The sequence below is a fragment of the Acidocella sp. genome, from assembly GCF_036489515.1.
Taxonomy (GTDB): domain Bacteria; phylum Pseudomonadota; class Alphaproteobacteria; order Acetobacterales; family Acetobacteraceae; genus Acidocella.
The window spans coordinates 16010-41646 of the sequence record NZ_DASXFO010000089.1; the positions used below are offsets into that span (position 1 = coordinate 16010).

A 25637-nucleotide genomic window follows, 5' to 3' on the forward strand; every position below is an offset into this window, starting at 1 on the left:
GGCCACAACATGGAGTGGACGGAAGAGGCTATTGCCAAATTACGGACGCTTTGGGCCGAAGGCTTGTCGACCGCGGAAATCGGGCGCCGCCTGAACATTTCCAAAAACGCCGTGGTCGGCAAAGCACATCGCCTGAATCTGCCACCGCGTCCCTCGCCGATCCGCCGTACGGAAGGCCAGACCGCAACGCGGCCGAGTGCGCCCAAGCGCGCCCAGGGCCCGACCTTGCCGCCGCTCTCGGCCTCGATCGGCAGCCCCGCGCCGAGCTTGCGGGCGATCATGCCGGCGCCGAAATCCAGCCAGCGCGCCACACCGTGCTGCTGGCCGATCGGCGAGCCGGGCAAGTCGAGCTTCCACTTCTGCAATGCCGCCGCGGCAACCGGCAAACCCTATTGCGAAGAGCATGCGGGGATCGCCTATGTCCGCGTGCGCGACAGACGGGAAGACGCCGCTTAAAGGAAGCAAGGAAGGCTACTTTTTGTGAACAAAAAGTAGTTTTCTGCTCCTTTTGGCCGTGCTGGTTTCGCTGCCACCGGCCCAGCATAGCAAAAAATTTTTGCGCCGCTTTTTTTAAAAAGCGGCCTCTTTCCTACCAAAACCGCTTTCGCGCCATAGCCCGGCGCAAAGCGGTTTTTTCGTTTTCGAAAAACGCGTTGTGGCGGGAACATCAGCCGCCGCGAAGCGCCAAACATCTGCTGCAATGCAACACATGTTTACAATTGATGTTTGCCGCCTGTTGCGTTTAATTACCGCCGTCGGCGGAAACGACCGGCGTGAAGAATGACCCGCGCCCGGGACCAACCCGGTATGAAAGGTGTCGACATGGAAACGACTCAAGACGACAACGTAAGGCAAGAAAAACCGCTCACCGGCATCGTGAAATGGTTCAATCCCGGCAAGGGTTATGGATTCATCGCCCCCGACGCCGGCGGTGACGATATTTTCGTGCATATCAGCGCCGTGCAGCACGCTGGTCTGCGCAAGCTGAATGAGGGTGAGCGCGTGCGTTTTGCGCTCCAGCAACGCGAAGGCCGCGTCGCGGCGATCGGTATCGAGCGCCTGCATTAGACTTTTGCGCCGCGCCATCTGATATATCCGCCCGGCAAATCAGGAGGCGGGCATGGCGCGGTATTTGGCAGGTTTGGCGACGCAGGACGACAGCAACAAGGCTGACGCCCTGCCTTTGCACGCGGTGCGCCCCGGCGGCGTCGAAATCTTGCTGGGCCACCTGCCCGCCGCGCATGCGGCGCTGCTCCGACTGAACAATTTTTCGGGCGCCGCGGGCAGCATCGTGCTGCTGCCCGCGGCGGACGCGACCCCGGCCGGGGCGGTGCTCGGCCTTGGCGACGGGCCAGCACTTCACGGTTTCGGCAGCGCCGCCACGTCCCTCCCCGCCGCCTATCGGTGGATGCCGCAGCCGGGCGATTATAGCGAAGACGAAGCAGCACTCGGCTTCCTGCTCGGCGCCTACCGGTTCGACCGGCTTAGGGCTGAAAAAAAGCCCGTCGCGCAGCTGGCGGCGGCCACGCCGCGCACCGTGGCGATCGCCGAGGCGATCTGCCTGGCCCGCGATCTCATCAACACCCCGCCCAACCTGCTCGGCCCGCGCGAGCTCGCCGATGCGGCGGCCGCGGTGGCCGCGTGCTTCGGCGCGAAGACGACACGGATCCAAGGCGCCGCCCTGCAAAAACGTTTCCCCGCCATGGCAGCGGTCGGCGCCGGCTCCGATCGCCCGCCTGAAGCCGTGCTGGTGGAATGGCAAGGTTCCGGGGCCGGCGCGGATGCGCCGCTGATCTCGCTCTGCGGCAAAGGCGTCTGTTTCGATACCGGCGGCTATGACCTCAAACCCAGCGCCGGAATGTTGCGCATGAAAAAGGACATGGGTGGCGCCGCGATCATGCTTGGCCTCGCTCAGGCGGTGATGGCGCTCGACCTGCCGGTGCGCCTCGCGCTGCGCCTCGGCTGCGTCGAGAACAGCATCTCGGGCCGCGCCATGCGTCCCTCCGACGTGCTGACCACCCAGGCCGGACTCACCGTGGAAGTCGGCAATACCGACGCCGAAGGACGGCTGGTCTTGTGCGATCTTCTCGCTGAAGCTTCCATAGAAAATCCAGATTGGCTAATAGATGCTGCGACATTAACCGGCGCCGCGCGGGTCGCGCTCGGCCCTGACCTTCCGGCTTTTTTCTGTACTAATGATGAATTATCCGCAATGATTCTAACCGCAGGTGAAACGGTCCACGACCCGCTCTGGCGCCTGCCCTTGTTCACTGGTTACGACAGCTGGATTGACAGCCCGGTCGCCGATCTCAACACCGTCGCCAGCAAACCAATGGCCGGCGCCATCGTCGCCGCCTTGTTTCTCAAACGTTTCGTCGGCAAAAACATCTCCTGGGCGCATATCGATGTCTATGCCTGGAACGATTCCAACCGCCCCGGACGACCCGAAGGTGGCGAAGCGCAAGCCCTGCGCGCGCTCCTCGCTGCGATCGAAACGCAAAGCGCGGCTGCGCGCCAAGCATAGCTTGAAGCGAATTGCATCCGTAATGTTACTCCGAGTTGCAATGTTTTCATGTTTCAACGGCTTGTGCGGCGCGGCCGAGGCGAATAACTACCAGGACCTTGTTGTTTCTTAGGTAAAGGCGGTTCATCCTCTTCAACGTTGCGATCAGTTTCTACGCACCATTACTTCCGCAAATCATTCATTCGTTTTTATGTATGATCGGGGCGTCGGGCTTATCGAATCGGACACGAATCAATTGTTATCCGTGTCGAGGGCGAATTGAGTTTGCTTGAGACAATGTTCCGTTTTCTACGACTTAAGGATTATAGACTATGGCAGCGCAACTTTCATCGGATCAGCTTGTCGGCGTTCTTCGCGACACGGTCGTCTCTCTGGTGCGCCGCGACGGGGTTGATCTATCCGCCCGCCAGCTCGGTGTGTTTCTCACTTGCTATCTGAACGAAGGCGGCCACACGGTGCGCGGCCTCGCGCAGGATCTGAACGTCTCCAAGCCGGCCATCACCCGCGCTCTGGACCGTCTTACCGAACTCGATTTCGTGCGTCGCAAGGTCGACCCGGCGGATCGCCGCAGCGTGCTGGTTCAGCGCACTGTAAAGGGGGCTGCTTTCCTGCGCGAAACCCGCCATATTATGAATGATGCTCTCAGCGCCAACAAAACCGAAGCGGCCAGCCGCCGCGCCGCGAGCTAACATTTCTAACACGCTTCGCCGCGCCCTGGGCGCGGCGGCTGTGGTGTGCGCATTATCGTGGGGGGTGCCAGCAGTGGCGCAAACCACGCCACAGCCCTTGACCCTGACCGCCGCCGATCAGGCGCTGGTCGCGCAGGTCGAGACCTATCTCAACGACCAGAAAGGCCTGACCGCAAATTTTCTGCAGGTCGCCTCTGATGGTTCCACGCGCACCGGCAAAGCCTGGCTGCAGCGTCCGGAAAAAATGCGCTTCGAATACGACCCGCCCGACAAGCAACTGCTCGTGGCGGGATTCGGATTGCTCGTCTATCACGATCCACAGCTCGATCAGACCACCAATATTCCGCTCGAGAGCACGCCGCTCGGCATCCTGCTCGCCCGGCATGTCGACCTCACCTCAGGCAACGTGGTCATCACCAATATCCAGCAGCAGCCCGGCGAGGATGACATAACCGTGATCCGCAAAGGCAAAGCCGCCGCCGGCAGCCTGACGCTGGTGTTCAGCACCAACCCGCTGGAACTGCGGCAATGGGTGGTGAACGATGCCCAAGGAAGGCAAACCCGCGTCAGCCTGTATAACGTGAAGCCCGGCGGCCCCTATCCGGACTCGCTGTTCGAATACGGTAACGGCAGCACGCCGATCAGTTCGGGCGGGTAGAAGAAAGTAGCCGCTTTTTAAAAAAAGCGGCGCAAAAACTTTGTTATGCTAGGTCATGGGCGTTGTCGCTGACACCGCCCATAACCCAGCATAACAAAGTTTTTTGCTACTTTTTGTTCACAAAAAGTAGCCTTCCCCTTCGCTTATCCTTGCGATCATGCTCTAGGAATGGCGCCATGCAAATCACCATCGCCACCTGGAACATCAATTCGCTACGCCTGCGGCAGGGCCTGCTGCATCATCTGATGGACGGGCTCAAGCCCGACATCATCTGTCTACAGGAAACCAAGGTTCCGGACGAGCTGTTTCCGGAATCCATTGCCGGCGCCATCGGGTTTCCGCACGTGCTGAAGCGCGGCATGAAGGGCTATAACGGCGTCGCCATACTGTCGTGTTTTCCTCTCACCGTGGTGGACGACACGCCCGACTGGTGTGAGAAGAATGATTGCCGGCATCTCGCGGCACAAGTCACGGCGAATGGCGCCCCGCTCACCGTGCATAATTTCTATGTCCCTGCCGGCGGCGACATTCCGGATCGCGAACAGAACCCGAAATTCGTCCATAAGCTCGACTTCATCGAAGAGGCGCGCGCGCATTTCGCCGCCTATCCGCCGTCGCGCGCGGTGCTGGTCGGCGATCTCAACATCGCGCCGCTGGAACATGACGTGTGGAGCCACAAACAACTGCTCGGCATCGTCAGCCATACGCCGCCCGAGACGGAAGGGCTGAACGCCTGGATGGCGCAGGGCTTTGTCGACGCCGTGCGGCATTTCGTGCCGGCCGATCAGAAACTCTACACCTGGTGGTCCTATCGCAATCGCGACTGGGCGGCGTCCAATCGCGGCCGCCGGCTCGATCATGTCTGGGTAACGAAAGATCTGGTCAGCGGCCTAAAAGGCTACAAAATCCTCAAAGAAGCCCGGGATTGGGAGCAGCCGTCAGATCACGTGCCGGTCGGCATCACGCTAACGCTAGATTAGAGGAAAAGAGAAGGCTACTTTTTGTGAACAAAAAGTAGCAAAAATTTTTGGCTATGCTGGGCCATGGGCGTTGTCAGCGACAACGCCCATGGCCCAGCATAGCCAAAAATTTTTGCGCCGCTTTTTTTAAAAAGCGGCTACTTTCTTCTAACCTTCAGGGCGTAGAAATTTTCCACCCCGTCAGGGTTGGCTGGCAGAACAGCGGTACGCCGTTTGGCGTCAGCCCTTCTTTGGTCAGGCCCATCAGGTCGCGGATGGCGCGGAAAATTCCGCCATGCGCGACGATCAGGAGCGGCCCCTTCAGGGCCAGCACCCGGCTCATCGCGGCCTCGGCGCGCGCCGTCAGCGCGGCAAAGCTTTCCGCGCCCTCGGGCGTGGCGCGGCCTTCCATCCATTCGGTGAACCAGGGCTGCAGCGGCTTGCCTTCCATGCCGCCGAACACCACCTCGCGCAGATCCGCCTCATAGCTCACCGGCAGGTTCAGCACCTGGTTGACGATTTCCGTGGTCTGGCGCGTGCGCAGCATCGGCGAGGAGACGATGGCGCTAATCCCCTGCCCCACCAGCATGGGTGCTGCCGCCTCCGCCTGGGCCTGGCCGTTGGCGTTCAGCGGCATTTCGATCGCGCCTTGGCTCCACCCCTTGGCATTGTAATCCGTCTCGCCGTGCCGGAGGTACCAGAAGGGCGTGCTGGGCAACGGCATGCTCTAGACCAGCCCCTCGGCCTTGAGCATCCGTATCGTCGCCGGGCGGGCCAGCAGACGGTCGAGATGCGCCTCGAAATTTTGCGGCAGGGAAATTTTCGCACGGTTGCGCGCCCAGTATTCCAGGAAGAACAACGCCCCCTCGACAATGGAGAATGTTCCCAGGATGTACTCCTGGTCCCCCAACACCGGTGCGAGAAGTTCGAAGCCTTTGGCAATCGTGTCGCGTCCGACCTGCTTCACCCACTCCTCATCCGGGGCGCCGGGCGCAAACGAAGCGGGACGGAAGATGCGCGTAAAGCCGCGCATATGGACGGTGGCGATCAGGTAGTCGAGCAGTTCCAGCGCACGCACCTCGGCCTCCAGGCCCTGCGGCAGCAGGCCGGCCGCCGGCTTGGCGCGCGCGAGATAGAAAGCGATCGCGGGGAACTCGGTCAGGTAGCTGCCATCGTCACGCTGCAGCACCGGGACCTTGGATTTCGGGTTGATCTCGACAAACGGCGCCTGGTATTGCGCGCCGGTCGCGAAATTGACTTTTTCCGACTGATACGGTTCGCCGATCTCCTCCAGCAGCAGATGAATACCCATCGAGCAGGCGTTCGGCGAATAGAAGAGTTTCATTTCAGTCCCCTGTGACGAAAAATTCTTAGGGCGATTTCAAGCAGTATCGCTCAGGCAAGCCAAGGGGAAGACTTCTTTTTGTGAACAAAAGGAAGCAAAAAAACTTCTATAATCTGGGCCATGGGCGATGTCCGCGACAACGCCCATGGCCCAGCATAAAAGAAGTTTTTGCGCCGCTTTTTTCAAAAAGCGGCTGCTTTCTTCAATCGAACAGCGAGCTGACGGAACTTTCCGTGGAAATGCGGCGCATCGCCTCGGCCAGGAGGGGCGCGATGGAGAGTTGGCGTACGTTATGGGCCAGCCGCACCGCTTCGGTCGCGGCGATGGAATCGGTGATGGTCAGCATCTCGATCGGCGACGCGGCGATGCGCGCCACGGCGCCGCCGGAGAGCACGCCATGGCTGACATAGACGCTCACCGAGCGCGCGCCATCGGCCAGCAGCGCTTCCGCCGCGTTGCACAGCGTCCCGCCGGAATCGACGATGTCGTCGACGATGATGCAGTCCCGCCCCTCGACCTCGCCGATGATGTTCATCACCTCGGAGACACCGGCGCGCTCGCGGCGCTTGTCGATGATGGCGAGGTCGGCGTTGAGCCGGCGGGCGATGATGCGCGCGCGCAGCACGCCGCCCACATCCGGGCTGACGATCATGATGTTGCGGCCGGCGAAACGTTCTTCGATGTCGCGCGAGAAGAGCGGCGCGGCCGGCAGGTTATCGACGGGGATGTCGAAGAAGCCCTGGATCTGGCCGGCATGCAGATCCATGGTCAGCACGCGGTTGGCGCCGGCCTCGGTGATCAGGTTGGCGACCAGCTTGGCGGAAATCGGCGTGCGCGGGCCGGATTTGCGGTCCTGCCTGGCGTAACCGAAATACGGGATCACCGGCGTGATGCGGCGGGCTGAGCCACGGCGCAGCGCGTCCAGGGTGATCAGCAGCTCCATGAGATTGTCGTTGGTCGGGTACGAGGTGGACTGGATGACGAACACGTCCTCGCCGCGCACATTTTCATGGATTTCAACGAAAACCTCCATGTCGGCGAAGCGCCGCACCGAGGCACGGGCCAGGGGGAGGTTCAAACCGGCGGCCACAGCCTCAGCCAGCGGGCGGTTGCTGTTGCAGGCTACAATCTTCATGAAGTGGGCTTTCGGTTAGTCAGGAGAATTTTGAGTCGGCGCGGTTTAGCAACCGGCTTGTCATCTGTCCATTAACCTGAGAGTTCACGAGAGCGTTCCGTGGCCGCCTGGATGGCCTCACGGAAAGTTTTCGGCCAGGCGTCATCGGCGCGCAACACTGCCAGCGCGCGCTCGGTGGTGCCCTTGGGCGAGGTCACGGCAATGCGCAGATTGGCGGCCTCCTCGTCCGACGCCGCCAGCAAGGCGGCAGAGCCGATCACCGTCTGGCGCGCCATCTGACGCGCCAGAGCGGGCGGCAAGCCCTGGTCAAGCCCGGCCTGCTCCAGCAATTCCGTGAGCAAAAACACATAGGCAGGGCCACCGCCGGAGATCGCCGTCACCGGGTCGAGCAGATTTTCGTCCTCAACCCAGGCAAACGCGCCGGTGGCCGCCAGCAGGTCCTGCGCCAGCTCCGTCTGGCGCGCCGAGACATGGGCGCTGCGCACCGCCACGGTGATGCCCTGACGCACCGAAGCCGGGGTGTTCGGCATGGCGCGCACCACCGCCGCCTTGACGCCCAGCATGGCGCCAACCGCATGGATCGTCTTGCCCGCCATGATGGAAATGAATACCGCATGGCCGGCGAAGCGGGCATAAGCCGGCAACGCCTCCGCCGCCATTTGCGGCTTGACCGCGAGGACCACCGCCTCGGGCACGAAGCCGGCGGGAATGTCCGCCGCCGACGCGACGACGGTGACGCCGTCACCCGCGAGCGCCGCAGCGCCGGGGGATGGATCGACCACTACCGCGGCCGTCAAACCTTGTTCGCGCCAGCCGGCGAGCATGGCGCTGCCCATCCGGCCACCGCCGACGAGAAGAAGAGAAGGAAGGCGTGTCGTCATGACATACGATATGTCACGCTTCGCCGACACACTCCAGCATCGCCGCCTCCAGCGCCTCGGCCGGCGACTTGCCGCCCCAGAGCACGAACTGGAAAGCCGGGAAGAAGCGCTCGCATTCGGTCAGCGCGATGTCGACCAGATCCTCGATCGACTCAGCCGAGGCGCTGGGCGTGCCGCGCAGCAGCACCGAATGCCGATAGATCGGCATGCCGGTGTCCTCATCCATGCCGAAATGCCCGATCCAGAGCTTTTCATTCGCCTTGGCCAGCAGCTCATACAAGGCCGAACGCCGTTTCTCCGGGGCCTTGAGGTCGAAGGCGCAGGAGAAATGCATCACCGAAATCTCGCTCGACCAGCAGAAATAGAGGCCGTAATCGCACCATTTGCCGGGCGCCTCGGCCGCCATGTCGGAGTCCGAGCGGCGATCGAAAACCCAGTCATTGGCGGAAATCACCTGCTCGACCAGGTCGAGCGGATTGGCGGCAGTGGGCGTGTCATAGGAGAGGGCGAGGCTCGACATGGGAGTCTCCTTGTCCAGAATAGCGACGAAAGCGGGGAGACGACTCTAGTTCTGGTGTCCGAATCGCAGCCCCACCACGACTCCTAGTCTACCGGGTTTTTGCGGTGCACCGCAATGCGGATTTCCCTTCAGGAAAATCCGCGTCGCGAATGGCAAGCAAGGAAGTGGCCGCTTTTTGAAAAAAGCGGCGCAAAAACTTTTGCTATGCTGGGGCATGGGCATTGTCCACGACAACGCCCATGCCCCAGCATAATAAAGTTTTTTTGCTACTTTTTGTTCACAAAAAGTAGCCTTTCTTTCTTCTCTGCTCAGCGGCGCAGAATCGTCCGCCCGGCGTAGCGCGCCACCGGCCCCAGCTCGGCCTCGATGCGCATCAGCTGATTGTATTTAGCGGTACGGTCGGAACGCGCCAGCGAACCGGTCTTGAGCTGCCCGCAATTGGTCGCGACCGCGAGATCGGCGATGGTGGCGTCCTCGGTCTCGCCCGAGCGGTGCGACATCACGACGGTGTAGCCGGCGCGATGCGCGATATCCACGGTCTCCAGCGTCTCGGTCAGCGTGCCGATCTGGTTCACCTTCACCAGGATGGAATTGCCGGTGCCGGCCTCGATGCCGCGGCGCAACCGCACCGGGTTGGTGACGAACAGATCATCCCCCACCAGCTGCAATTTTGCGCCCAGCCGGTCGGTGAGCAGTTTCCAGCCCTCCCAGTCGTCTTCCGAGCAGCCATCCTCGATCGAGGCGATCGGGTAACGGGCGGCAAGGTCAGCCAGGTAGTCCACCATGCCGGCCGCGTCGAATTTCCGTCCCTCGCCTTCGAGGTTGTAGGTGCCATTGGAGAAGAATTCCGTGGCCGCGCAGTCCAGGGCGAAGGTCACGTCCTCGCCGGGCTTGTAGCCGGCGCGCTCGCAGGCCTTGGTGATGAAGCCCAGCGCCTCGTCGGCCGATTTCAGCGCCGGGGCAAAGCCGCCCTCATCGCCCACATTGGTCTGATGGCCAGCCTCGGAGAGCGCCTTTTTCAGCGTGTGGAAAATTTCCGCGCCGATGCGCACGGCCTCGGCAAACGAAGCGGCGCCGACCGGCTGCACCATGAATTCCTGGATGTCGATCGGGTTGTCGGCATGCTTGCCGCCATTGACGATGTTCATCATCGGCACCGGCAGGGTGCGGGCGCCGACGCCGCCGATATAGCGGTACAGCGGCATGCCGTTATCCTCCGCCGCCGCCTTGGCCAGCGCCAGGGAGACGCCGAGAATGGCATTGGCGCCGAGGCGCGACTTGTTGGGCGTGCCGTCCAGGTCGATCATGATGTTGTCGATGGCGATCTGCTGCTCGGCATCCATGCCGCCGATCGCATCGAGAATCTCAGTCTCCACCCCGGCGATGGCGTTGCGCACGCCCTTGCCGCCATAGCGGGATTTGTCGCCATCGCGCAGCTCCACAGCCTCATGCGCGCCGGTCGAAGCGCCGGAGGGCACCGCGGCCCGGCCGAAAGCGCCGGATTCCAGCAAGACATCGACTTCAACGGTGGGATTGCCGCGGCTGTCCAGGATTTCGCGGGCGGTAATATCGGCGATGGCTGACATGGGCGTGCTCCTGTGGTTTGCCGTCGAGGTAAACTACGGTTTCGGCCTAGGCAAGGCCGCTTTTTAGGAAAGAGAAAGGCTACTTTTTGTGAACAAAAAGTAGCAAAAAAACTTTGTTAATCTGGGCTATGGGCGTTGGCGCCGACAACGCCTATGGCCCAGCATAAAAAAAGTTTTTGCGCCGCTTTTTTCAAAAAGCGGCCGCTTTCCTCTATCTGAGATAACCGGCCTAGAGCATGATTGGTTTAAAGTAATCATGCTCTAGGCCGAGCCTCATCCGGGAGTTCCACAATGACCACGCATCACCTGCCGGCATCGCCGCAAACCGTCAGCTTCGGCAGTTTCGATGCCGCCATTCCGCCCGTTCTCACCATCACGTCCGGCGACACGGTGACGGTGGAAACCGTCTGCGGCGTCTCACTGGATCTGTCGCAGGTGCCCTTTGAGGTGCCTGCCGCCCTGCGCGCAATCCAGGACGCAAAACTGCCTTCCGTTGGCCCGCATCTCCTCACCGGACCGATCGCCATCACCGGCGCCATGCCGGGCGACATGCTGGAAGTGCGGATCGGCGCGGTGGAGCCAGGAGCTGACTGGGGCTGGACCGCAGTGTTGCCTATGAAAGGCACGCTGCCGGAGGAATACCAGCACCGCGACGTCTCCTATATCGGCGTGGACCGCGAAGCCCGCACCGCCACGCTCCCCTGGGGTCCTGTCCTGCCGCTCTCGCCGTTCTTCGGCGTGATGGGCGTGGCGCCCGCCCCGCATCTCGGCGCGCTCTCCAGCAAGGAACCGCGGAGCTTCGGCGGCAACATCGACAACAAGGAACTGGTCGCGGGCAGCACCCTGTTCCTGCCCGTCTTCGTCCCCGGCGCGCATTTTTTCGCCGGCGACGGCCACGGCATGCAGGGCGACGGCGAGGTGTGCGTTACCGCGCTGGAGATGTGCCTGAACGGCACCTTCACCTTCATTCTGCACCAGCACACGGATCCGGGCCTGAAATCCTTCCTCTACCCGCGTGCGGAAACGCCGACGCATTACATCAGCATGGGCATGCACGAGGATCTCGACGAGGCGATGCGCATCGCCCTGCGCGAAATGATCGCCTTCATCTGCACCCGCAGCGACCTGACCGCAGTAGAAGCCTATAAAACCTGCTCACTGGCCGTCGATTTCCACGTCACGCAGACGGTGAACGGCGAGAAAGGCGTGCACGGCATGCTGCGCAAGGGGCTGATTTTTTGAGCGCTAAGAAAGCGGCCGCTTTTTAAAAAAAGCGGCGCAAAAATTTTTGTTATGCTGGGCCATGGGCGTTGTCGCCGACAAAGCCCATGGCCCAGATTCATAAAGTTTTTTGCTACTTTTTGTTCACAAAAAGTAGCCTTCCCTTCACTTTCCCTAATCCTCGCTTCTCGGCGTGTTCGGTCCATACACGGCGCCAAATTGCGTCAGCGCCTCCTGTACCTCCGCCTCGCTCAGCAGCACCGGGCCGCCCGCCGCCAGGGACAGCACGTATTGCTGCGCCAGCGCCTCCAGCTCGTTCGCCGCCGCCAGCGCCGTTTCGATGTTCTTGCCCACCGCCAGCCCGCCGTGATTGGCCATCAGGCAGGCGGTGCGGCCCTGCAGCGCCGTGAGCACATGGGCGGAGAGTTCCGCCGTGCCGAACAGCGCATAAGGAGCGCAGCGCACCGGCGCGACGCCGAACCGCGCGATCATGTAATGGCAGGCCGGGATTTCCTTGCGCGCCATGGAGAGGGCGGTGGTATAGGGCGCGTGGTGGTGCACCACCGCTCCCAGCTCCGGTCGGGCGGCCAGAACGTCCAGATGAAAGCGCCATTCCGAGGAGGGGCGGTAGCGGCCACGATACGCGCCGTAATTGCCGCTGGTCAGCAGCAGCGGGATCATCTCCGGCGTCAGCACGTCATAGGGCACGGCCGAAGGGGTGATAAGAATGCCCTCCGCCGTGCGCAGGCTGAGATTGCCCGATGTGCCTTGCGCCAGGCCGAGTGCTGCCATTTTTTGCGCGGCGGCAATGAGGGTTTTGCGGTCGTCCATGCTTTTGGTCCGTACGCCAGCCTCCGCCGCGCCGCAATCGCTCGTTTGACTGGGCCATGGGCGTTGGCACCGACAACGCCCCAGGCCCAGATTAACAAAGTTTTTTTGCTACTTTTTGTTCACAAAAAGTAGCCTTCCTCTTCGCTCGCCTAAATCAAGGGTTTTATTTTGATTCGATTTAGCAATATTATTCGCGCCGATGGCAGGGGGACCGAAAATGCGCCGGCGTGGGATTGTCGTCGGCCTGGCTGGGCTCGGCGGTTGCGCCATGTTGGCGCCGCCGGGCGCGCACCTGGCCGCTTTGCCGCGCCAGGCCGCCGGGCCCTATCGTCTGGGACCCGGTGACGCATTGATCATCCGCGTTTACGACCAGTCCCAGCTTTCGGGCGTTTTTTCCATCAATGATGGCGGCAGCGTCGATCTGCCGCTACTCGGCCCGGTCAGGGCCACCGGACGCAGCACCGGCGAGCTCGCCGCGTCCATCGCCCAGGCACTGCAAGACAGCCATCTGATCCTCAAGCCCAGCGTCGCCGTGGAAGTCGCCACCTACCGGCCCTTCTATATTCTCGGCGAGGTCAGCCATCCCGGCCAGTATTCATTCCGTCCCGACATGACTGTTTTGACGGCGGTTTCCATCGCCGGAGGCTTCACTGACCGGGCCGTTGAGAGCTATGTGGGAGTCACGCGGGATACGGGCAGTACCCCTGCCGCGTATCGCGCTCCTCTTTTTGCATTGGCGCTACCCGGCGATGTCATCACCGTCTTTGAACGCAGATTCTGAAACAGGCCCTCAACCGACCACCCGCATCGTTTTTCTCAACCTCGCCATTTTCGCCGCCGGTTTCGCCACCTTCGTGAACATGTGGTGCACCCAGGCGATCCTGCCGGTGCTGGCCGCCTCCTTCCACATCGCTCAGGCGCGCACCAGCCTCACCGTCACCGCGCCACTGATCGCCACGGCGGCGATGGCGCCGCTCATCGGCGCGATCTCCGACCGGTTCGGACGGAAAAAATTCATCTGCGGCGCCGGGCTGGTGCTGGTGCTACCGACGCTGCTGGCCGCCGCCGCGCAAAACTTCGACCTGTTCGTATTGTGCCGCTTCATCCAAGGCCTGACTCTGCCGTTCATTTTCACCATCACCATCGCCTATATCGGCGACGAGACGTCCGGGCCGGCGACGGCGCGGCTCGCCGGGACGTATATGTCAGGGACAATTTTCGGCGGCTTCTCCGGCCGAATGATCACCGGCCTGGTGACCTCCGAATATGGCTGGCGGCCGGCCTTTGTCGTCATCGCCCTTCTCACTTTGGTGATGACCGTTTCCATCGCCCTTCTGCTCCCCCGGGGGCGAAATTTTCGCCCGCTCTATGGGGTTCGCCAGGCACTTTCATCCTTCCCGCTGCACCTCTCCAACCCGCGTCTGCTCACCACCTATATGGTCGGATTCGGCGTACTGTTCAGCCTGGTGGCGGTGTTCACCTACATCAATTTCCGCCTCGCCGCCGCTCCTTATGCTCTGGGGCCGGCGGCGTTGAGCGGCATTTTCGTGGTCTATCTCGGCGGCGTGGTGGTCAGCCCGATCGCCGCGCGGCTGGGCAACAAATTCGGCCGGCGCGTAATAATGAGCTGCGCCGCAGCACTGATCATGATCGGGCTCGTGCTCACGCTGGCGCGGCCGCTGGCACTCATCGAGCTCGGGCTGCTGCTGATCAGTTCCGCGATCTTCATGCAGCAAACCCTGGCCACCGGCTTCGTCAGCACGGTGGCGCAGACGGCGAAATCCACCGCCGTCGGCCTCTACGTGATGGTCTATTATATCGGCGGCAGTTTCGGCGGCTTCGTGCCCGGCAGCTTCTGGCACGAATATGGCTGGCCGGGCTGCGTCGCCATCGTCGGCGCCGTGCAAGTGGTAATGCTGGCCGTCATTCTGCGGTTCTGGAAGCAGCCGAAGAAAGCGGCCGCTTTTTAAAAAAAGCGGCGCAAAAATTTTTGCTCTGCTGGGCCATGGGCGTTGTCGCTGACAACGCCCATGGCCCAGAGTAATAAAGTTTTTTTGCTACTTTTTGTTCACAAAAAGTAGGCTTACCTTGCTTCCCTCTAGCTGAACGTCACCGCCCGTCCCGAGGGCGTGCCCCCCACCGCGCCGTCGCGCATCGCGATCTGCCCGCGCACGATGGTCGCCACCGGCCAGCCGGTGCAGTCCACCCCGTCGAACGGTGTCCAGCCGCATTGGCTGGCGATCCAGGCATTTTCGATCCGCCGCGTCGCCCTCAAGTCGACCACCGTGAAATCGGCGTCATAGCCAGTGGCGATCCGCCCTTTGCCTACCGCGCCATAGATCCGCGCCGGCCCGGCCGACATCAGGTCCACCATCCGCGCCAGGGACAGCCTGCCGGCGGCTACCTGGGTCAACATCATCGGCAGCAGCGTCTGCACGCCGGTCAGCCCGGCGGCGCAATCGGGCCAGGGTTTCTCCTTGGCGGCGCGGGAATGCGGCGCGTGATCCGAGCCGATCGTGTCCACCGTGCCGTCCGCCACCGCCGCCCAGGCCGCCTGCAGATGCCGCGCGTCGCGCAGCGGCGGGTTCATCACCCCATAGGCGCCGAGCCGCTCGTAAACATCCGGGGCCGATTGCACGAGATGGTTCAGCAGCACCTCGACGCTCATCAGGTCCTTATGCCCCTTCAGGTAATCCAGCTCCTCCGCGCTCGACACGTGCAGAATATGCCCCTTCCGCCCGGTCTTGCGCGCCAGCGCCGTGATCCGCCGCGTGCCGAGGAACGCACATTCCACATCGCGCCAGACCGCGTGGCTGCTGTACGGATCGCCCGATTTGAACAGAGGCTTTCGCTCCTGCAGGCGGAACTCGTCCTCGGAATGAAAGGCGATCCGGCGGCGCCCGCTGCGCATCACACGCTCGATGCTGGCATCGTCCTCAACCAGCAGATTGCCGGTCGACGACCCCGCGAACACTTTTACGGCGCAGACCCCCGGCAACGCCTCCAGCGCTCCCAGTTCGTCGGCGTTCTCCTTGGTCGCGCCGACATAGATGCCGACATCGCAGAAGGCATGGCCGGAAATATAGTCATGCTTGGCGGTCAGCGTGGCCGCATCGGTCGCGGCCGGGTTGGTGTTGGGCATGTCGAACACCGCGGTCACCCCGCCCAGCACCGCGCCCAGCGTGCCCGAGCGCATATCCTCGACACCGGCAACCCCGCCCTGCCCGCCATCGCGGAAATGCACATGCGGGTCGATGATCCCCGGCAGCACGTGCAAGTTGGCGGCGTCAAAAACCTCCGCCGCCCCGCCGAGCCCGGTGCCGATCGCGGCAATGCGCCCGCCCGTCACGCCAACATCGGCCTGAACTTCCCCCCAGGGAAGAACCACGGTGCCGTTTCGCAGCAAAAGATCAAAGCTCATTTCTGCCCCTTAAGGTTAGTAAAGGCTACTTTTTGTGAACAAAAAGTAGCAAAAAAACTTTGATAACCTGGGGCAAGGGCGTTGTCGGGGACAACGCCCTTGCCCCAGCATAAAAGAAGTTTTTGCGCCGCTTTTTTCAAAAAGCGGCTTCTTTCTTCTGCGTCTCGAGCAGGCCCCTGGCGGCGTCGATCACCGTTTCCAGCTCCAGCCCCTCCATCGGCGCCTCGCCGGCCGGGCCGGGTGCGACGGCGATGGCGGTGCACAGCCCCGCCGGGGCGTATTCGCCGGCGCGGGAGCGACCGAACAGGCCGAGCGTCGGCGTGCCGGCGGCGGCGGAAATATGCATCAGTCCGGAATCATTGCCGATGAAAATCGTGCAGCGTCGCAGGCAGGCAGCCACCTCCGCCAGCGTCAGCGCGCCGACCAGGTCGATGGCGCCGGGAATTGCCGCCAGCACCGGGGCCGCGCGGGCTTGTTCCGCCTCGCCCGGCCCGGCGAACACCGCCGCCCGCGCGCCGGGAATCTGCGCCGCCAGATCCTGGAAAAGGGCGACGAAACGTTCCGGCGGCCAGATTTTTCCGTCCCAGTTGGCGGTCGGGCCGAGGCCGATCACCTTCCCCTCCCCAAGCAACGCGGCCGCACGCGCCTCATCCGCCGGCGCGGTCCAGGCCACCGGCAACGGCGGCGGCGTAAACCCCATGCCGGCGCCGAGCTGCTCGAAGCGCCGCCCCGGCCGCCGCCCGCCGCGCAGCATCCAGCGCCGCTTCGCCGCCACGAACAGCAGCACGCCGGACCCGCGCACATCCACCGCGATATCCCACACCTGGCCGACCAGCTTGGTCCAGAGTCGCAGCCAGTGTGCGTCGAACCGTTCCTTGTCGAACACGATCAGCCGCTCCAGCCCCGGCAGCCGCTCGAACACGCCCGCCGCCGCCACGCCGCACGCCACCGTGATCCGCGCCTGCGGGTTTTTCTGCCGCAATTGCTCCAGGACGCCGCAGGATATCACCGCATCGCCAATTCGCGATGATGTTATGAACAGGATTCGCATTTGCCGGGCGGTCTAGCACGGCTTGCAGCCGCCACGCCAAGCGCCCACTTTCGTCAGCATGGTTGATTTTGCATATCTCCCCGACCGGGGCGTGATTTCCGTCACCGGACCTGACCGCGTGACCTTCCTCAACGGGCTCGTTTCCAACGACGCCGCGCGCGTCGTGCCGGGTACGGCCGTCTGGGCGGCGCTGCTGACGCCGCAAGGCCGGTATCTCAGCGATTTCTTCATCCTGGCCGAGGACGATCACCTGCTCCTGGACGTGCCGCGCGAGACGCTGGGGACGGTCCTGACCCGGCTGAAACGCTGTAAGTTACGCGCCAATGCGGACCTGACCGACTTATCCGACTCCGTCCGGGTCTATGCCGCCTGGAACGGCATGCCCCCGCCGGTCCCGGTCACCGCCCCGGACCCGCGCCTCCCCGAGGCGGGCTACCGGTGCCTGAGCACGGATGACCTGCCCACCAACGCCACCGGCGGCGACTACGACGCGTACCGCCTGGCGCTCGGCCTGCCGAACGGGCCGCCGGACCTTGAGCCCGACAAGACGCTGCTGCTGGAAGCCGGGTTCGACGAGCTCAGCGGCGTCTCCTGGGACAAAGGCTGCTATATGGGCCAGGAGCTGACGGCGCGGACGAAATATCGCGGCCTGATCAAGCGCCGTCTGGTGCCGGTGACGCTCAGCGCGCCCATGCCGGTCGGCACGCCGGTGATGACCGGCGACACGGAGATCGGCACGCTACGCTCCAGTGCCGGCGCCCAAGCGCTGGCGACCCTGCGGCTGGACGCTCTAGACAAGCCTTTGCACGCCGGCGGCGCTGCGGTGACCCCGCAAATTCCCGCCTGGATGCGCCTGGCCGAGTAAAGGAAAGCAGCTGCAAGACCTTTTGCGTCTCAGGTGTCTATGGCGCGGCCATTGGCACGGTCCAGAAGCGCAAAGTTTTTCGGCTTCTTTTTGACGACGAAGCGAACCCTTCCCCTGCGCTTGCCTGTCCTGGTTTCATCGTTCAACCGGGAAGCTTGGGTGTCGTCGGTTTTCACCAGCGACCAGCCCCGCCACGGCAACCTTCTCTCCTTGAAGCCGTCGTTTTCGAAATGCTGTGTCGCCGAGCTCACCAGACCGGTACGGATGGCCTCGGCGACATCGGGGTATTCCGCAAGATACCAGGACTCATTGACCTGAATCGCATGCGGAAAGCGGTTTTCGAAATAACCTGCCGTGACATAATGCTCCCGCGCGGAGGCCAAACGCCCGGCGCGCACCGCCTCGTCCACATCGTGATACGTGGCGCGATACCACGCCTCATCGACCTCGACGAACACCAGGATCCTTTGCAGAAGATCGAAAAACTTGGTCTCCGGCAGTTCGACATAATGGCCGCCGGCAACACCGCTTCCGCTCATCAAATAGCTGTAGGGCCACATGTAACCTCCGCACCGAAACGAATATATTGTTTTGATATCGTTACCATGTTTGAGTACTGTCATAAGCGAGGCCGGGTTAGTGAGGCAACGCTGACACCACCATAAGAGCAACATTTCATTTCACCTTCGTAAACTCCGCTTCCCGATCGGAGCGGGTGGAGCGCGTGCCATGGGCCTACGCGGACATGTGGACGGTATGGAGGGGCGCTATGTCGTCGGCTGGGCCCTGGGCGGCCACGGCAATGCGACGATCACCATCGCGACGTCCGGCGGGGAGCAGCTCACCACCGGGCGCGCCTCCCGGCACCGGCCCGATCTCGCCAGCCTCGGCCTCGGCCGCACCACCCTCGCCTTCCGGATCCCGGTCGCGTTCGGCGCAGCACCTCAGCATTTGCATGTTTACGCCGACGGCGAGGAATTGCCGGGCTCGCCCATCATCACCGGCTCCGGCCGGTTCGACCTGTATTGCACCCTCGAGGCGGCGACGATCAGCGGCTGGGTCACCGAGCGCGCGGCGGATTTCACGCCGCCTGAGATCAGCGTCATCGACCAGCACGGGCGCGCGGTCGGACGCGGCACCGCCTGCGCGCAAGCGGCGCCGGCCGATCCGCTCTTCACCCCGGCGCGCTTCGTCATCGAACTGGATGATGGCTGTTTCGGGGCTGAGCGCCTGCTTCATGTCCAAGTGGCGGGCCGCACGCTCGCCACCTTGCCGTGCCACCTCACGCTCGCCGGCCATCTGGAGACGATCACGCCCGAAACCGTCTCCGGCTGGCTGATCTCGCCGGAGGCGCCGGCGCGCCGCTTCGGCCTGGACATCCGGCGCGACGGAAAAACGCTGGCGTGGATGCGCTGCGAACATGCGCGGGAGGATGTGCGAGGGCGCTTCCCCGGCTGTACCACGCCCGGCTTCTCCGCAAATCTGAAGCCTTTGCCCCCGGGACGACAAAGCTGCACGATCAGCCTGCATTTGGCTGGTGGATCCGAACTATTCGACGGACCGTATCTTTTCGCCAGCCGCGCCGCCGCCGTCGCCGCTGCGCATCGTCTCGCCAGCCACGGCGCCACGACCCCCCTGCCGGATGCCGAGCGCGCGGTGCTGCAACAAGCGCTGCAGGATTTTCTGCTTAAAACCCGGCAGCAGGACCGGTTCATCGTGTCGCGGATCGCCAACGCGCCGCCGCCGCCGCGCCTGGTGATTCTCATTCCCGTCTATCGCGGCGTCGAGATCACGCGAGACTGCATCGAGTCCGTTCTGGCGCAAAGCGGCGACGCGCTTCTGCTGCTGATCAACGACGCCTCGCCCGAGCCCGGAATGGCGGAGATGCTGGCCGGCTACGCCGCGCGACCCGACATCGTCGTGCTCACCAACGCCACGAATCTCGGCTTCGTGCGCACCGTGAATCGGGGCTTCGGCTTCGCCGCCGGCGCCGATATCCTGCTCCTGAATTCCGACACGATCCTCTATCCCGGCGCCCTGCAGGAGCTGCACCGGGTCGCCTATGCCGAAGCGGAGATCGGCACGGTCACAGCCATGTCCAACAACGCCACCGTCTTTTCCTACCCGCATGTGGAACTGCGCCGCGCGCAGCTGCCCGATATCGGCTGGGCCGAGCTGGCGCAGGCGGCGCTGGTGAGCGGCGCCGGCACCTACGCCGACACGCCGACCGGCCATGGCTTCTGCCTGTTCATCAAGGCCGAGCTGCTGGCGCGCGTCGGCCGGTTCGACGAGGCCTTCGGCCGCGGCTACGGCGAGGAAAACGATTTTTGCACCCGCGCCGCCGGGTTCGGCTACCGCAACGTCGCCGCCGGCGGCGTGCTGGTGGAACATAAGGAGAGCATCTCCTTCACCACCGAAAAATCCGCTTTGCTGGCGCAAAATCTGCCCCGGCTTAACGCGCTCTATCCGGAATATACGCCGGTCATCATGGAATTCGAACGGCAGGACGGGCTGCGCCGGCTGCGCTGGGGGCTGGACCGGCTGCGTCTCGAACGTGCCGCCCGGCGGCAACATTTCGTCCTGCTGGTGGGCAATCATCTCGACGGCGGCACGGCGAAAGCCATGGACGATATCGAGCAGCGGATCGGTTATGGCGGCGCCACCAAGCTGCACTTAAGCGGGATCGGCGAGGGGATGATGGAACTCTCCTGCGACGCGCCGTTGCTGCGCGCCCGCTTCATGGCGGACGAAACCGAGGCGTTGTTCCGCCTGCTGGAGGCCGCCGATCCCAGCCATGTGCTGGTGCACCAGTTGCTGGGCTTCGATGCCGGCCTCATCGCCCGCCTCGGCGCCTGGACACGAACGCGGCACGGCGTGTTCTACGCGCATGATTTCTACGCCGCCTGCCCGCGCGTGACGATGATCGACGCGGTCGGGCGCTTTTGCGGCCTGACTTCGAGCGACACCTGCGCGCGTTGCGTGGCCATGGACGGCGCGCATGAAAATTCCGTGCTGAACACCCTCACGCCCGCCGAACACCGCACGCTGTTCGGCGCGCTGTTCACCGCGTTCCGCCATGTCGTCACGCCCTCCGAGGACGCAAGACGCCATCTCGCCCGTGCATTTCCGGCACAAAAGATCGAGGTCCTGCCCCACCCCGAAAGCCGCACGCGCCCGATCACCCGACCGCGCGCGAAAAATGTTTCCGAAATCGTCCTGCTCGGCGCCATCGGCCCGCATAAAGGCTCGCACCAGTTGCAGGAGATCGCCCGGCTCGCCCGGCTGACGCATCCGCATTTGCATTTCCGCGTGATCGGCCACACCAATATCGACACGGCGCTGTCCGCGATCGGCAATGTCACCGTCACCGGCCGCTACGCGCAGGAGGATCTCAAGTCCCTGCTCGCCGCGACGAAAGGATGGCTCGCTCTGTTTCTCTCCGCCTGGCCGGAGACCTATTCCTACACGCTGTCAGAGGCCGTGCGGGCCGGCTTTCTGCCGATGGTCCCCGATCTCGGCGCGCCGGCCGAACGGGTGCGCGCGGCGCGCTACGGCGTGGTGTTCCCCTTTCCCAGCCCGGCCGCCGCAGTGCTGGAGACGATCGACGGCGTCATCACGGGCCGAATTCCCGCACTCGGCAAAAACGTCTCGCTGGCACAATTTTTCTCGGCAACCGCGGCGCGGCGCGGCGCGGACATTTTGGCGCTGCACAGGCCTTCTCTCGCCGTTGTCGAATAGACAAGTAAAAGGGAAGACTACTTTTTGTGAACAAAAAGTAGCAAAAAAACTTTGTTACTCTGGGCTATGGGCGTTGTCGGTGACACAGCCCATGGCCCAGCATAACAAAAATTTTTGCGCCGCTTTTTTTAAAAGCGGCTGCTTTCTTGACCTGCGCCCCGCACCCTTGACGCGTAACCGGCCCACGCCTTCATGAGAGCAGAAGCTGTTGTGAGGTATCTCGTGGATTTTGATCTGTTTGTGATTGGCGGCGGCTCGGCGGGCGTGCGCTGCGCCCGGATCGCCGCCGGCCATGGCGCCCGCGTCGGCGTGGCGGAAGAGCGTTTCTGGGGCGGGACCTGCGTGAACATCGGCTGCGTGCCGAAAAAATTCATGGTCATGGCCGCCGAATACGGCGCCGGCGCGGATGACGCGCGCGGCTTCGGCTGGGACATCGCCAAACGCGGCCATGACTGGGCCACGCTGATCGCCGCCAAGGATAAGGAGATCCTGCGCCTCAACGGCATCTACCGGCGTCTGCTCGACCAGGCTGGCGCGAAGATTTTCGACGCGCGGGCGACCTTCATCGACGAGCACACGCTCGATGTCGGCGGTAAGCGCGTCACGGCGGAGAAGATCGTCATCGCCACCGGCGGTCACCCCACCCGGCTGGACATCCCGGGCGCGGAGCTCGGCATCATCTCCGACGACGCGTTCTATCTGAAAGAGATGCCAAAGCGCATCGCCACCATCGGCAGCGGCTATATCGGCGTGGAATTCGCCGGCATCTTCGCCGGGCTCGGCGCCGAGACGCATCTCGTCTACCGCCAGCCGCTGCCGTTGCGCGGCTTCGACGAGGATCTGCGGGGCGGCCTCGCCGAGGCGATGAGCGCGAATGGCATTCTGCTCCATCCCGATACGGTGCCGACCAGCGTGGTGAAAGAGAACGGGGCGTATCACCTCGCTCTCTCCGACCTTTCGGTGCTCGAGGTCGACCTGGTATTCTTCGCCACCGGCCGCGCGCCCAACGTCAGAGGGTTGGGGCTGGAGAAGATCGGCGTCGAAACCGGCCGGCTGGGCGAAATCCTGGTGGATCAGAGCCTCGCCACCTCGGTCCCGCATATTTACGCCATCGGCGATGTCACCGACCGGCTGAACCTCACCCCGGTCGCCACCGCCGAGGGCCATGCCGTGGCCGACACGCTGTTCGGCAACAACCCGCGCGCGGTGAGCCTGGAGAATGTCGCGACCGCGGTGTTCTCGATCCCGCCGATCGGCACCGTGGGCCTGACTGAGGCCGAGGCGGCGCAACGGGGCCCGGCGAAGATTTTCCTCACCCGGTTCACGCCGATGCGCCACAACATCTCCGGCCGGGCGCGCAAGACCCTGATGAAGCTGATCGTCGACCAGGAAACCGACAAGATCCTCGGGGCGCATATGCTGGGCGAGGACGCGCCGGAAATCCTGCAAGGCCTGGCCGTGGCGATGAAAGCGGGCGCGACCAAGGCGGATTTCGACCGCACCATCGGCATTCACCCGACCGCGGCCGAGGAATTCGTCACGTTACGCACTCAGACCAGGGTTGTCGGCGAAGTTTCCTCCGCCGAGTAGCGTTCCGCGCGGTTTCGCGCGATAAAGCCTGAAACTTGAGGTTCTGGAGACACGATGGATACCACGACCCCGGTCCGGACAGGAAACGAAGACTGGACCCCCGACAGCTGGCGCAACTGCCCCATCCGGCAGGTGCCGAGCTATCCGGATGAAGCGAAGCTGGCGGCCATGGAGGCGCGGCTGACGCGCTTCCCGCCGCTGGTGTTTGCCGGCGAGGCTCGGCGCCTCAAGGCGCAGCTCGGCCTGGCCGCCTCCGGCCAGGCGTTCGTGCTGCAAGGCGGCGACTGCGCCGAGAGCTTCGGCGACTTCACCGCCAACGTCATCCGCGACACCTTCCGCGTGCTGCTGCAGATGGCTGTCGTGCTCACCTTCGGCGGCGCGGTGCCGGTGGTGAAGCTCGGCCGCATGGCCGGGCAGTTCGCCAAGCCCCGCTCCTCCGACACCGAGACGCTCGACGGCGTCAGCCTGCCCTCCTATCGCGGCGACATCGTCAACGGCCCGGAATTTTCGGCCCAGGCGCGGCTGCCCGACCCGGCACGCATGGAATTCGGCTATTTCCAGTCCGCCGGCACGCTCAACCTGCTGCGCGCCTTCGCCTCAGGCGGCTACGCGGACCTGCATGAAGTGCACCGCTGGAACCTCGAATTCGTGCAGCGCTCGCCGCTGGTGCAGCGCTACCGCGACCTGGCCGGGCGCATCGACGAGACGCTGAACTTCATGGGCGCCTGCGGCCTGACCAGCATTTCGGCGCCGCAGATCCGCGAGACCGATTTCTACACCTCTCATGAATCCCTGCTGCTGCCCTACGAACAGGCGCTTACCCGCGTCGATTCGACGACCGGCGATCACTATGCCTGCTCGGCGCATTTCGTCTGGATCGGCGACCGCACGCGCCAGCTCGACGGCGCGCATGTGGAATTCATGCGCGGGATCAAGAACCCGATCGGCATGAAGGTCGGCCCCAGCATGGAAGTGGACGACCTGCTGCGGCTGATGGACCGGCTGGACCCGCATGACGAGCCGGGCCGGCTGACGCTGATCGCCCGCATGGGTGCCGACAAGGTCGGCGCGCGGCTGCCCGCTTTGCTGCGCGCGGTGAAGCAGGCTGGGCGCAGCCCGGTCTGGCTGTGCGACCCGATGCACGGCAACACCATCAGCACGGCGCAGAAGATCAAGACGCGGCGCTTCGATGCCATCGTCTCCGAACTGCGCGACTTCTTCGCCATCCATGACGCCGAGGGCACGGTTGCCGGCGGCGCGCATGTGGAGATGACTGGGCGGGACGTGACCGAATGCGTCGGCGGCGCACGCGGCCTCTCCGAAGAGGATCTCGGCAGCCGTTACGAGACGTTCTGCGATCCGCGGCTGAATGCCGAGCAGGCGCTGGAACTGGCGTTCTTCCTGGCCGAGGAGCTGAAAATGCGGCGGGCGAAGCGGCACGCCGCATGACCCCGACGCCGCTGCACGACGCCGACATCGCCGCGCGCACGGACGCCTATTTCAACCGCACGCGCGCCATCGTCAGCCGCTTCGGCGACCGGCGCGTCACCTATGCGGTGTTTCTGCGCCGGCCGGTGGTTTCCGCGCCGGCGCTGATGGTGGAATGGCTGGAAGCGGTCGCCAAGGCACGCGGTGAGACGTTCGAGATCGACCTGGTGCATCCCGAAGGCAGCTGGGTCGGCGCGGGCGAGCCGGTGGTTTATATCACCGGCAGCTTCGCCGCGCTGGCGAATCTCGAGACGATCTTCCTGCAAAAAATCGGTGCCGCCTGCGTCGCCGCGCATAACGCCTTCCAGATGTGCATGGCGCTGCCGAACGCCTCCTTCCTGGCCATGGAGGCGCGGCACTGCGCCGGTGCTGAAATGCAGGAGATCATGGCCTATGCCGCCGCGGTCGGCTCCCGCGCGGCCCAGGCCGAGGGCGCCAAAGGCTTTGTCGGCAACGCCAATGACTGGACGGCGCATTATTTCGGCGCGACGCACGGCTATGGCACGATGCCGCACGCGCTGATCGGCTATGCCGGCTCCACACTGCGCGCGGCGGAAATGTTCGTGGAAACCTTCCCCGGCGAAAACCTCACCGTGCTGGTCGATTATTTCGGCCGCGAGGTGACGGATGGCCTCGCTGTCTGCCGGCATTTCGCCGACCTCGCCCGGGAAGGGCGGATCGCGGTGCGGCTGGACACGCATGGCGGGCGCTTCATGGAAGGGCTGGATCCGCAGCAGAGCTACGCAGTGCTGGAGCGCCACGCCCCCGGCGCGCTGCGCCGCTACCGCAGCCAGGCCGAGCTGAACTACCTGATCGGCACCGGCGTCTCCTCCGCCGCCGTCTGGCGCATGCGCGAAGTGCTGGACCAGGAGGGGTTCGAGCGGGTGCGGCTCATCGTCTCCTCCGGCTTCGGCGTGGAGAAATGCAGCGTGATGGCCGATTCGCACGCGCCGATCGACATCGTCGGCACCGGCAGCTTCATCCCCGAACGCTGGAGCGAAACCTATGCCACCGCCGACATCGTCGCCTATGACGGCCAGCCGCTGGTGAAGGTCGGGCGCGAGTTTCTGCTGCGCACCGCACAGCGGGACCGGGGCTGAGCGAGAGGAAGCAAAGACTACTTTTTGTGAACAAA

Annotated in this window: 25 protein-coding genes; 14 read left to right on the forward strand and 11 right to left on the reverse strand. The window is 63.7% G+C overall.

Features of this window, described 5'->3' with window-relative positions; all coding sequences use genetic code 11:
• The first annotated feature begins 9 nt into the window (after positions 1-9).
• Entirely contained in the window at positions 10-456 is a 447-nt protein-coding gene (locus VGG47_RS12820) for a GcrA family cell cycle regulator (protein ID WP_331539161.1), read from the forward strand.
• On the opposite strand, the gene VGG47_RS12825 is transcribed toward VGG47_RS12820, so the two are convergent.
• Positions 453-701 carry a hypothetical protein gene (locus VGG47_RS12825; RefSeq protein WP_331539162.1) on the reverse strand — a complete coding sequence of 83 codons (249 nt, stop codon included), beginning with the start codon at positions 699-701 and terminating at the stop codon, positions 453-455. The two genes, VGG47_RS12820 and VGG47_RS12825, sit on opposite strands and share 4 nt — an antisense overlap.
• Before the next feature lie 121 nt (positions 702-822).
• Here VGG47_RS12825 and VGG47_RS12830 point away from each other — a divergent pair, with 121 nt between their 5' ends.
• The 5 genes from VGG47_RS12830 to VGG47_RS12850 all read left to right on the forward strand — a co-directional run bounded on the left by VGG47_RS12830 (position 823) and on the right by VGG47_RS12850 (position 4851).
• Positions 823-1068 carry a cold shock domain-containing protein gene (locus tag VGG47_RS12830; RefSeq protein WP_331539164.1) on the forward strand — a complete coding sequence of 82 codons (246 nt, stop codon included), beginning with the start codon at positions 823-825 and terminating at the stop codon, positions 1066-1068.
• A gap of 52 nt (positions 1069-1120) precedes the next feature.
• Positions 1121-2524 carry a leucyl aminopeptidase family protein gene (locus VGG47_RS12835; RefSeq protein WP_331539166.1) on the forward strand — a complete coding sequence of 468 codons (1404 nt, stop codon included), beginning with the start codon at positions 1121-1123 and terminating at the stop codon, positions 2522-2524.
• Positions 2525-2835: 311 nt separating this feature from the next.
• The gene (locus VGG47_RS12840) at positions 2836-3213 is read left to right on the forward strand and encodes a MarR family transcriptional regulator (RefSeq protein ID WP_331539168.1); all 378 of its coding nucleotides are present in this window, start codon (positions 2836-2838) and stop codon (positions 3211-3213) included.
• A 73-nt stretch (positions 3214-3286) separates the two neighbouring features.
• Positions 3287-3871, forward strand: a complete 585-nt coding sequence (locus tag VGG47_RS12845; protein WP_331539170.1) for a LolA family protein — start codon at positions 3287-3289, stop codon at positions 3869-3871.
• A gap of 176 nt (positions 3872-4047) precedes the next feature.
• Positions 4048-4851, forward strand: a complete 804-nt coding sequence (locus VGG47_RS12850) for an exodeoxyribonuclease III (RefSeq protein ID WP_331539172.1) — start codon at positions 4048-4050, stop codon at positions 4849-4851.
• A gap of 154 nt (positions 4852-5005) precedes the next feature.
• Here the strand turns inward: VGG47_RS12850 and VGG47_RS12855 are convergent, their stop codons facing one another.
• From VGG47_RS12855 to eno, 6 genes are all read right to left on the reverse strand, one after another.
• Positions 5006-5554, reverse strand: coding sequence for a histidine phosphatase family protein (locus tag VGG47_RS12855; protein WP_331539174.1), 549 nt, complete (start codon positions 5552-5554; stop codon positions 5006-5008).
• Between the two features lie 3 nt (positions 5555-5557).
• Entirely contained in the window at positions 5558-6175 is a 618-nt protein-coding gene (locus tag VGG47_RS12860; protein ID WP_331539176.1) for a glutathione S-transferase family protein, read from the reverse strand.
• Positions 6176-6377: 202 nt separating this feature from the next.
• The gene (locus tag VGG47_RS12865; RefSeq protein ID WP_325400607.1) at positions 6378-7310 is read right to left on the reverse strand and encodes a ribose-phosphate pyrophosphokinase; all 933 of its coding nucleotides are present in this window, start codon (positions 7308-7310) and stop codon (positions 6378-6380) included.
• Between the two features lie 71 nt (positions 7311-7381).
• Entirely contained in the window at positions 7382-8191 is an 810-nt protein-coding gene (gene proC, locus VGG47_RS12870) for a pyrroline-5-carboxylate reductase (RefSeq protein WP_331539180.1), read from the reverse strand.
• A 13-nt stretch (positions 8192-8204) separates the two neighbouring features.
• Positions 8205-8711, reverse strand: coding sequence for a YbjN domain-containing protein (locus VGG47_RS12875; protein WP_331539182.1), 507 nt, complete (start codon positions 8709-8711; stop codon positions 8205-8207).
• 308 nt (positions 8712-9019) lie between these two features.
• Positions 9020-10297 carry a phosphopyruvate hydratase gene (gene eno, locus VGG47_RS12880; RefSeq protein ID WP_331539184.1) on the reverse strand — a complete coding sequence of 426 codons (1278 nt, stop codon included), beginning with the start codon at positions 10295-10297 and terminating at the stop codon, positions 9020-9022.
• Between the two features lie 291 nt (positions 10298-10588).
• On the opposite strand from eno, the gene VGG47_RS12885 reads away from it, so the two are divergent.
• A complete protein-coding gene (locus VGG47_RS12885) occupies positions 10589-11539 on the forward strand; it encodes an acetamidase/formamidase family protein (protein ID WP_331539186.1) in 951 nt (316 codons plus the stop codon).
• A 153-nt stretch (positions 11540-11692) separates the two neighbouring features.
• On the opposite strand, the gene VGG47_RS12890 is transcribed toward VGG47_RS12885, so the two are convergent.
• Positions 11693-12349 (reverse strand): class II aldolase/adducin family protein, encoded by a 657-nt coding sequence (locus VGG47_RS12890; RefSeq protein ID WP_331539188.1) that lies wholly within the window; start codon positions 12347-12349, stop codon positions 11693-11695.
• Between the two features lie 217 nt (positions 12350-12566).
• On the opposite strand from VGG47_RS12890, the gene VGG47_RS12895 reads away from it, so the two are divergent.
• Together VGG47_RS12895 and VGG47_RS12900 are read left to right on the forward strand one after the other, a co-directional pair.
• Complete coding sequence (locus VGG47_RS12895; protein WP_331539190.1) at positions 12567-13130, forward strand: polysaccharide biosynthesis/export family protein; 564 nt, start codon at positions 12567-12569, stop codon at positions 13128-13130.
• On the forward strand, positions 13114-14319 hold the full coding sequence (locus tag VGG47_RS12900; protein ID WP_331539192.1) for an MFS transporter: 1206 nt from the start codon (positions 13114-13116) through the stop codon (positions 14317-14319). The genes VGG47_RS12895 and VGG47_RS12900 overlap by 17 nt, the downstream gene beginning before the upstream one ends.
• 128 nt (positions 14320-14447) lie before the next feature.
• On the opposite strand, the gene VGG47_RS12905 is transcribed toward VGG47_RS12900, so the two are convergent.
• Together VGG47_RS12905 and VGG47_RS12910 are read right to left on the reverse strand one after the other, a co-directional pair.
• Entirely contained in the window at positions 14448-15770 is a 1323-nt protein-coding gene (locus VGG47_RS12905) for a dihydroorotase (protein WP_331539194.1), read from the reverse strand.
• 136 nt (positions 15771-15906) lie between these two features.
• The gene (locus tag VGG47_RS12910; protein ID WP_331539196.1) at positions 15907-16821 is read right to left on the reverse strand and encodes a glycosyltransferase family 9 protein; all 915 of its coding nucleotides are present in this window, start codon (positions 16819-16821) and stop codon (positions 15907-15909) included.
• 58 nt (positions 16822-16879) lie between these two features.
• Between VGG47_RS12910 and VGG47_RS12915 the strand changes: the two genes are divergently transcribed.
• Entirely contained in the window at positions 16880-17686 is an 807-nt protein-coding gene (locus tag VGG47_RS12915; protein ID WP_331539198.1) for a YgfZ/GcvT domain-containing protein, read from the forward strand.
• A 29-nt stretch (positions 17687-17715) separates the two neighbouring features.
• On the opposite strand, the gene VGG47_RS12920 is transcribed toward VGG47_RS12915, so the two are convergent.
• Entirely contained in the window at positions 17716-18246 is a 531-nt protein-coding gene (locus VGG47_RS12920; RefSeq protein ID WP_331539200.1) for a hypothetical protein, read from the reverse strand.
• Positions 18247-18415: 169 nt separating this feature from the next.
• On the opposite strand from VGG47_RS12920, the gene VGG47_RS12925 reads away from it, so the two are divergent.
• The 4 genes from VGG47_RS12925 to VGG47_RS12940 all read left to right on the forward strand — a co-directional run bounded on the left by VGG47_RS12925 (position 18416) and on the right by VGG47_RS12940 (position 25602).
• Complete coding sequence (locus tag VGG47_RS12925; protein WP_331539202.1) at positions 18416-21424, forward strand: glycosyltransferase; 3009 nt, start codon at positions 18416-18418, stop codon at positions 21422-21424.
• Between the two features lie 210 nt (positions 21425-21634).
• Positions 21635-23014, forward strand: coding sequence for a glutathione-disulfide reductase (gene gorA / locus VGG47_RS12930; protein WP_331539204.1), 1380 nt, complete (start codon positions 21635-21637; stop codon positions 23012-23014).
• A 54-nt stretch (positions 23015-23068) separates the two neighbouring features.
• The gene (locus tag VGG47_RS12935) at positions 23069-24463 is read left to right on the forward strand and encodes a class II 3-deoxy-7-phosphoheptulonate synthase (RefSeq protein WP_331539206.1); all 1395 of its coding nucleotides are present in this window, start codon (positions 23069-23071) and stop codon (positions 24461-24463) included.
• A complete protein-coding gene (locus VGG47_RS12940) occupies positions 24460-25602 on the forward strand; it encodes a nicotinate phosphoribosyltransferase (protein WP_331539208.1) in 1143 nt (380 codons plus the stop codon). The genes VGG47_RS12935 and VGG47_RS12940 overlap by 4 nt, the downstream gene beginning before the upstream one ends.
• The last annotated feature ends 35 nt before the right edge of the window (positions 25603-25637 follow it).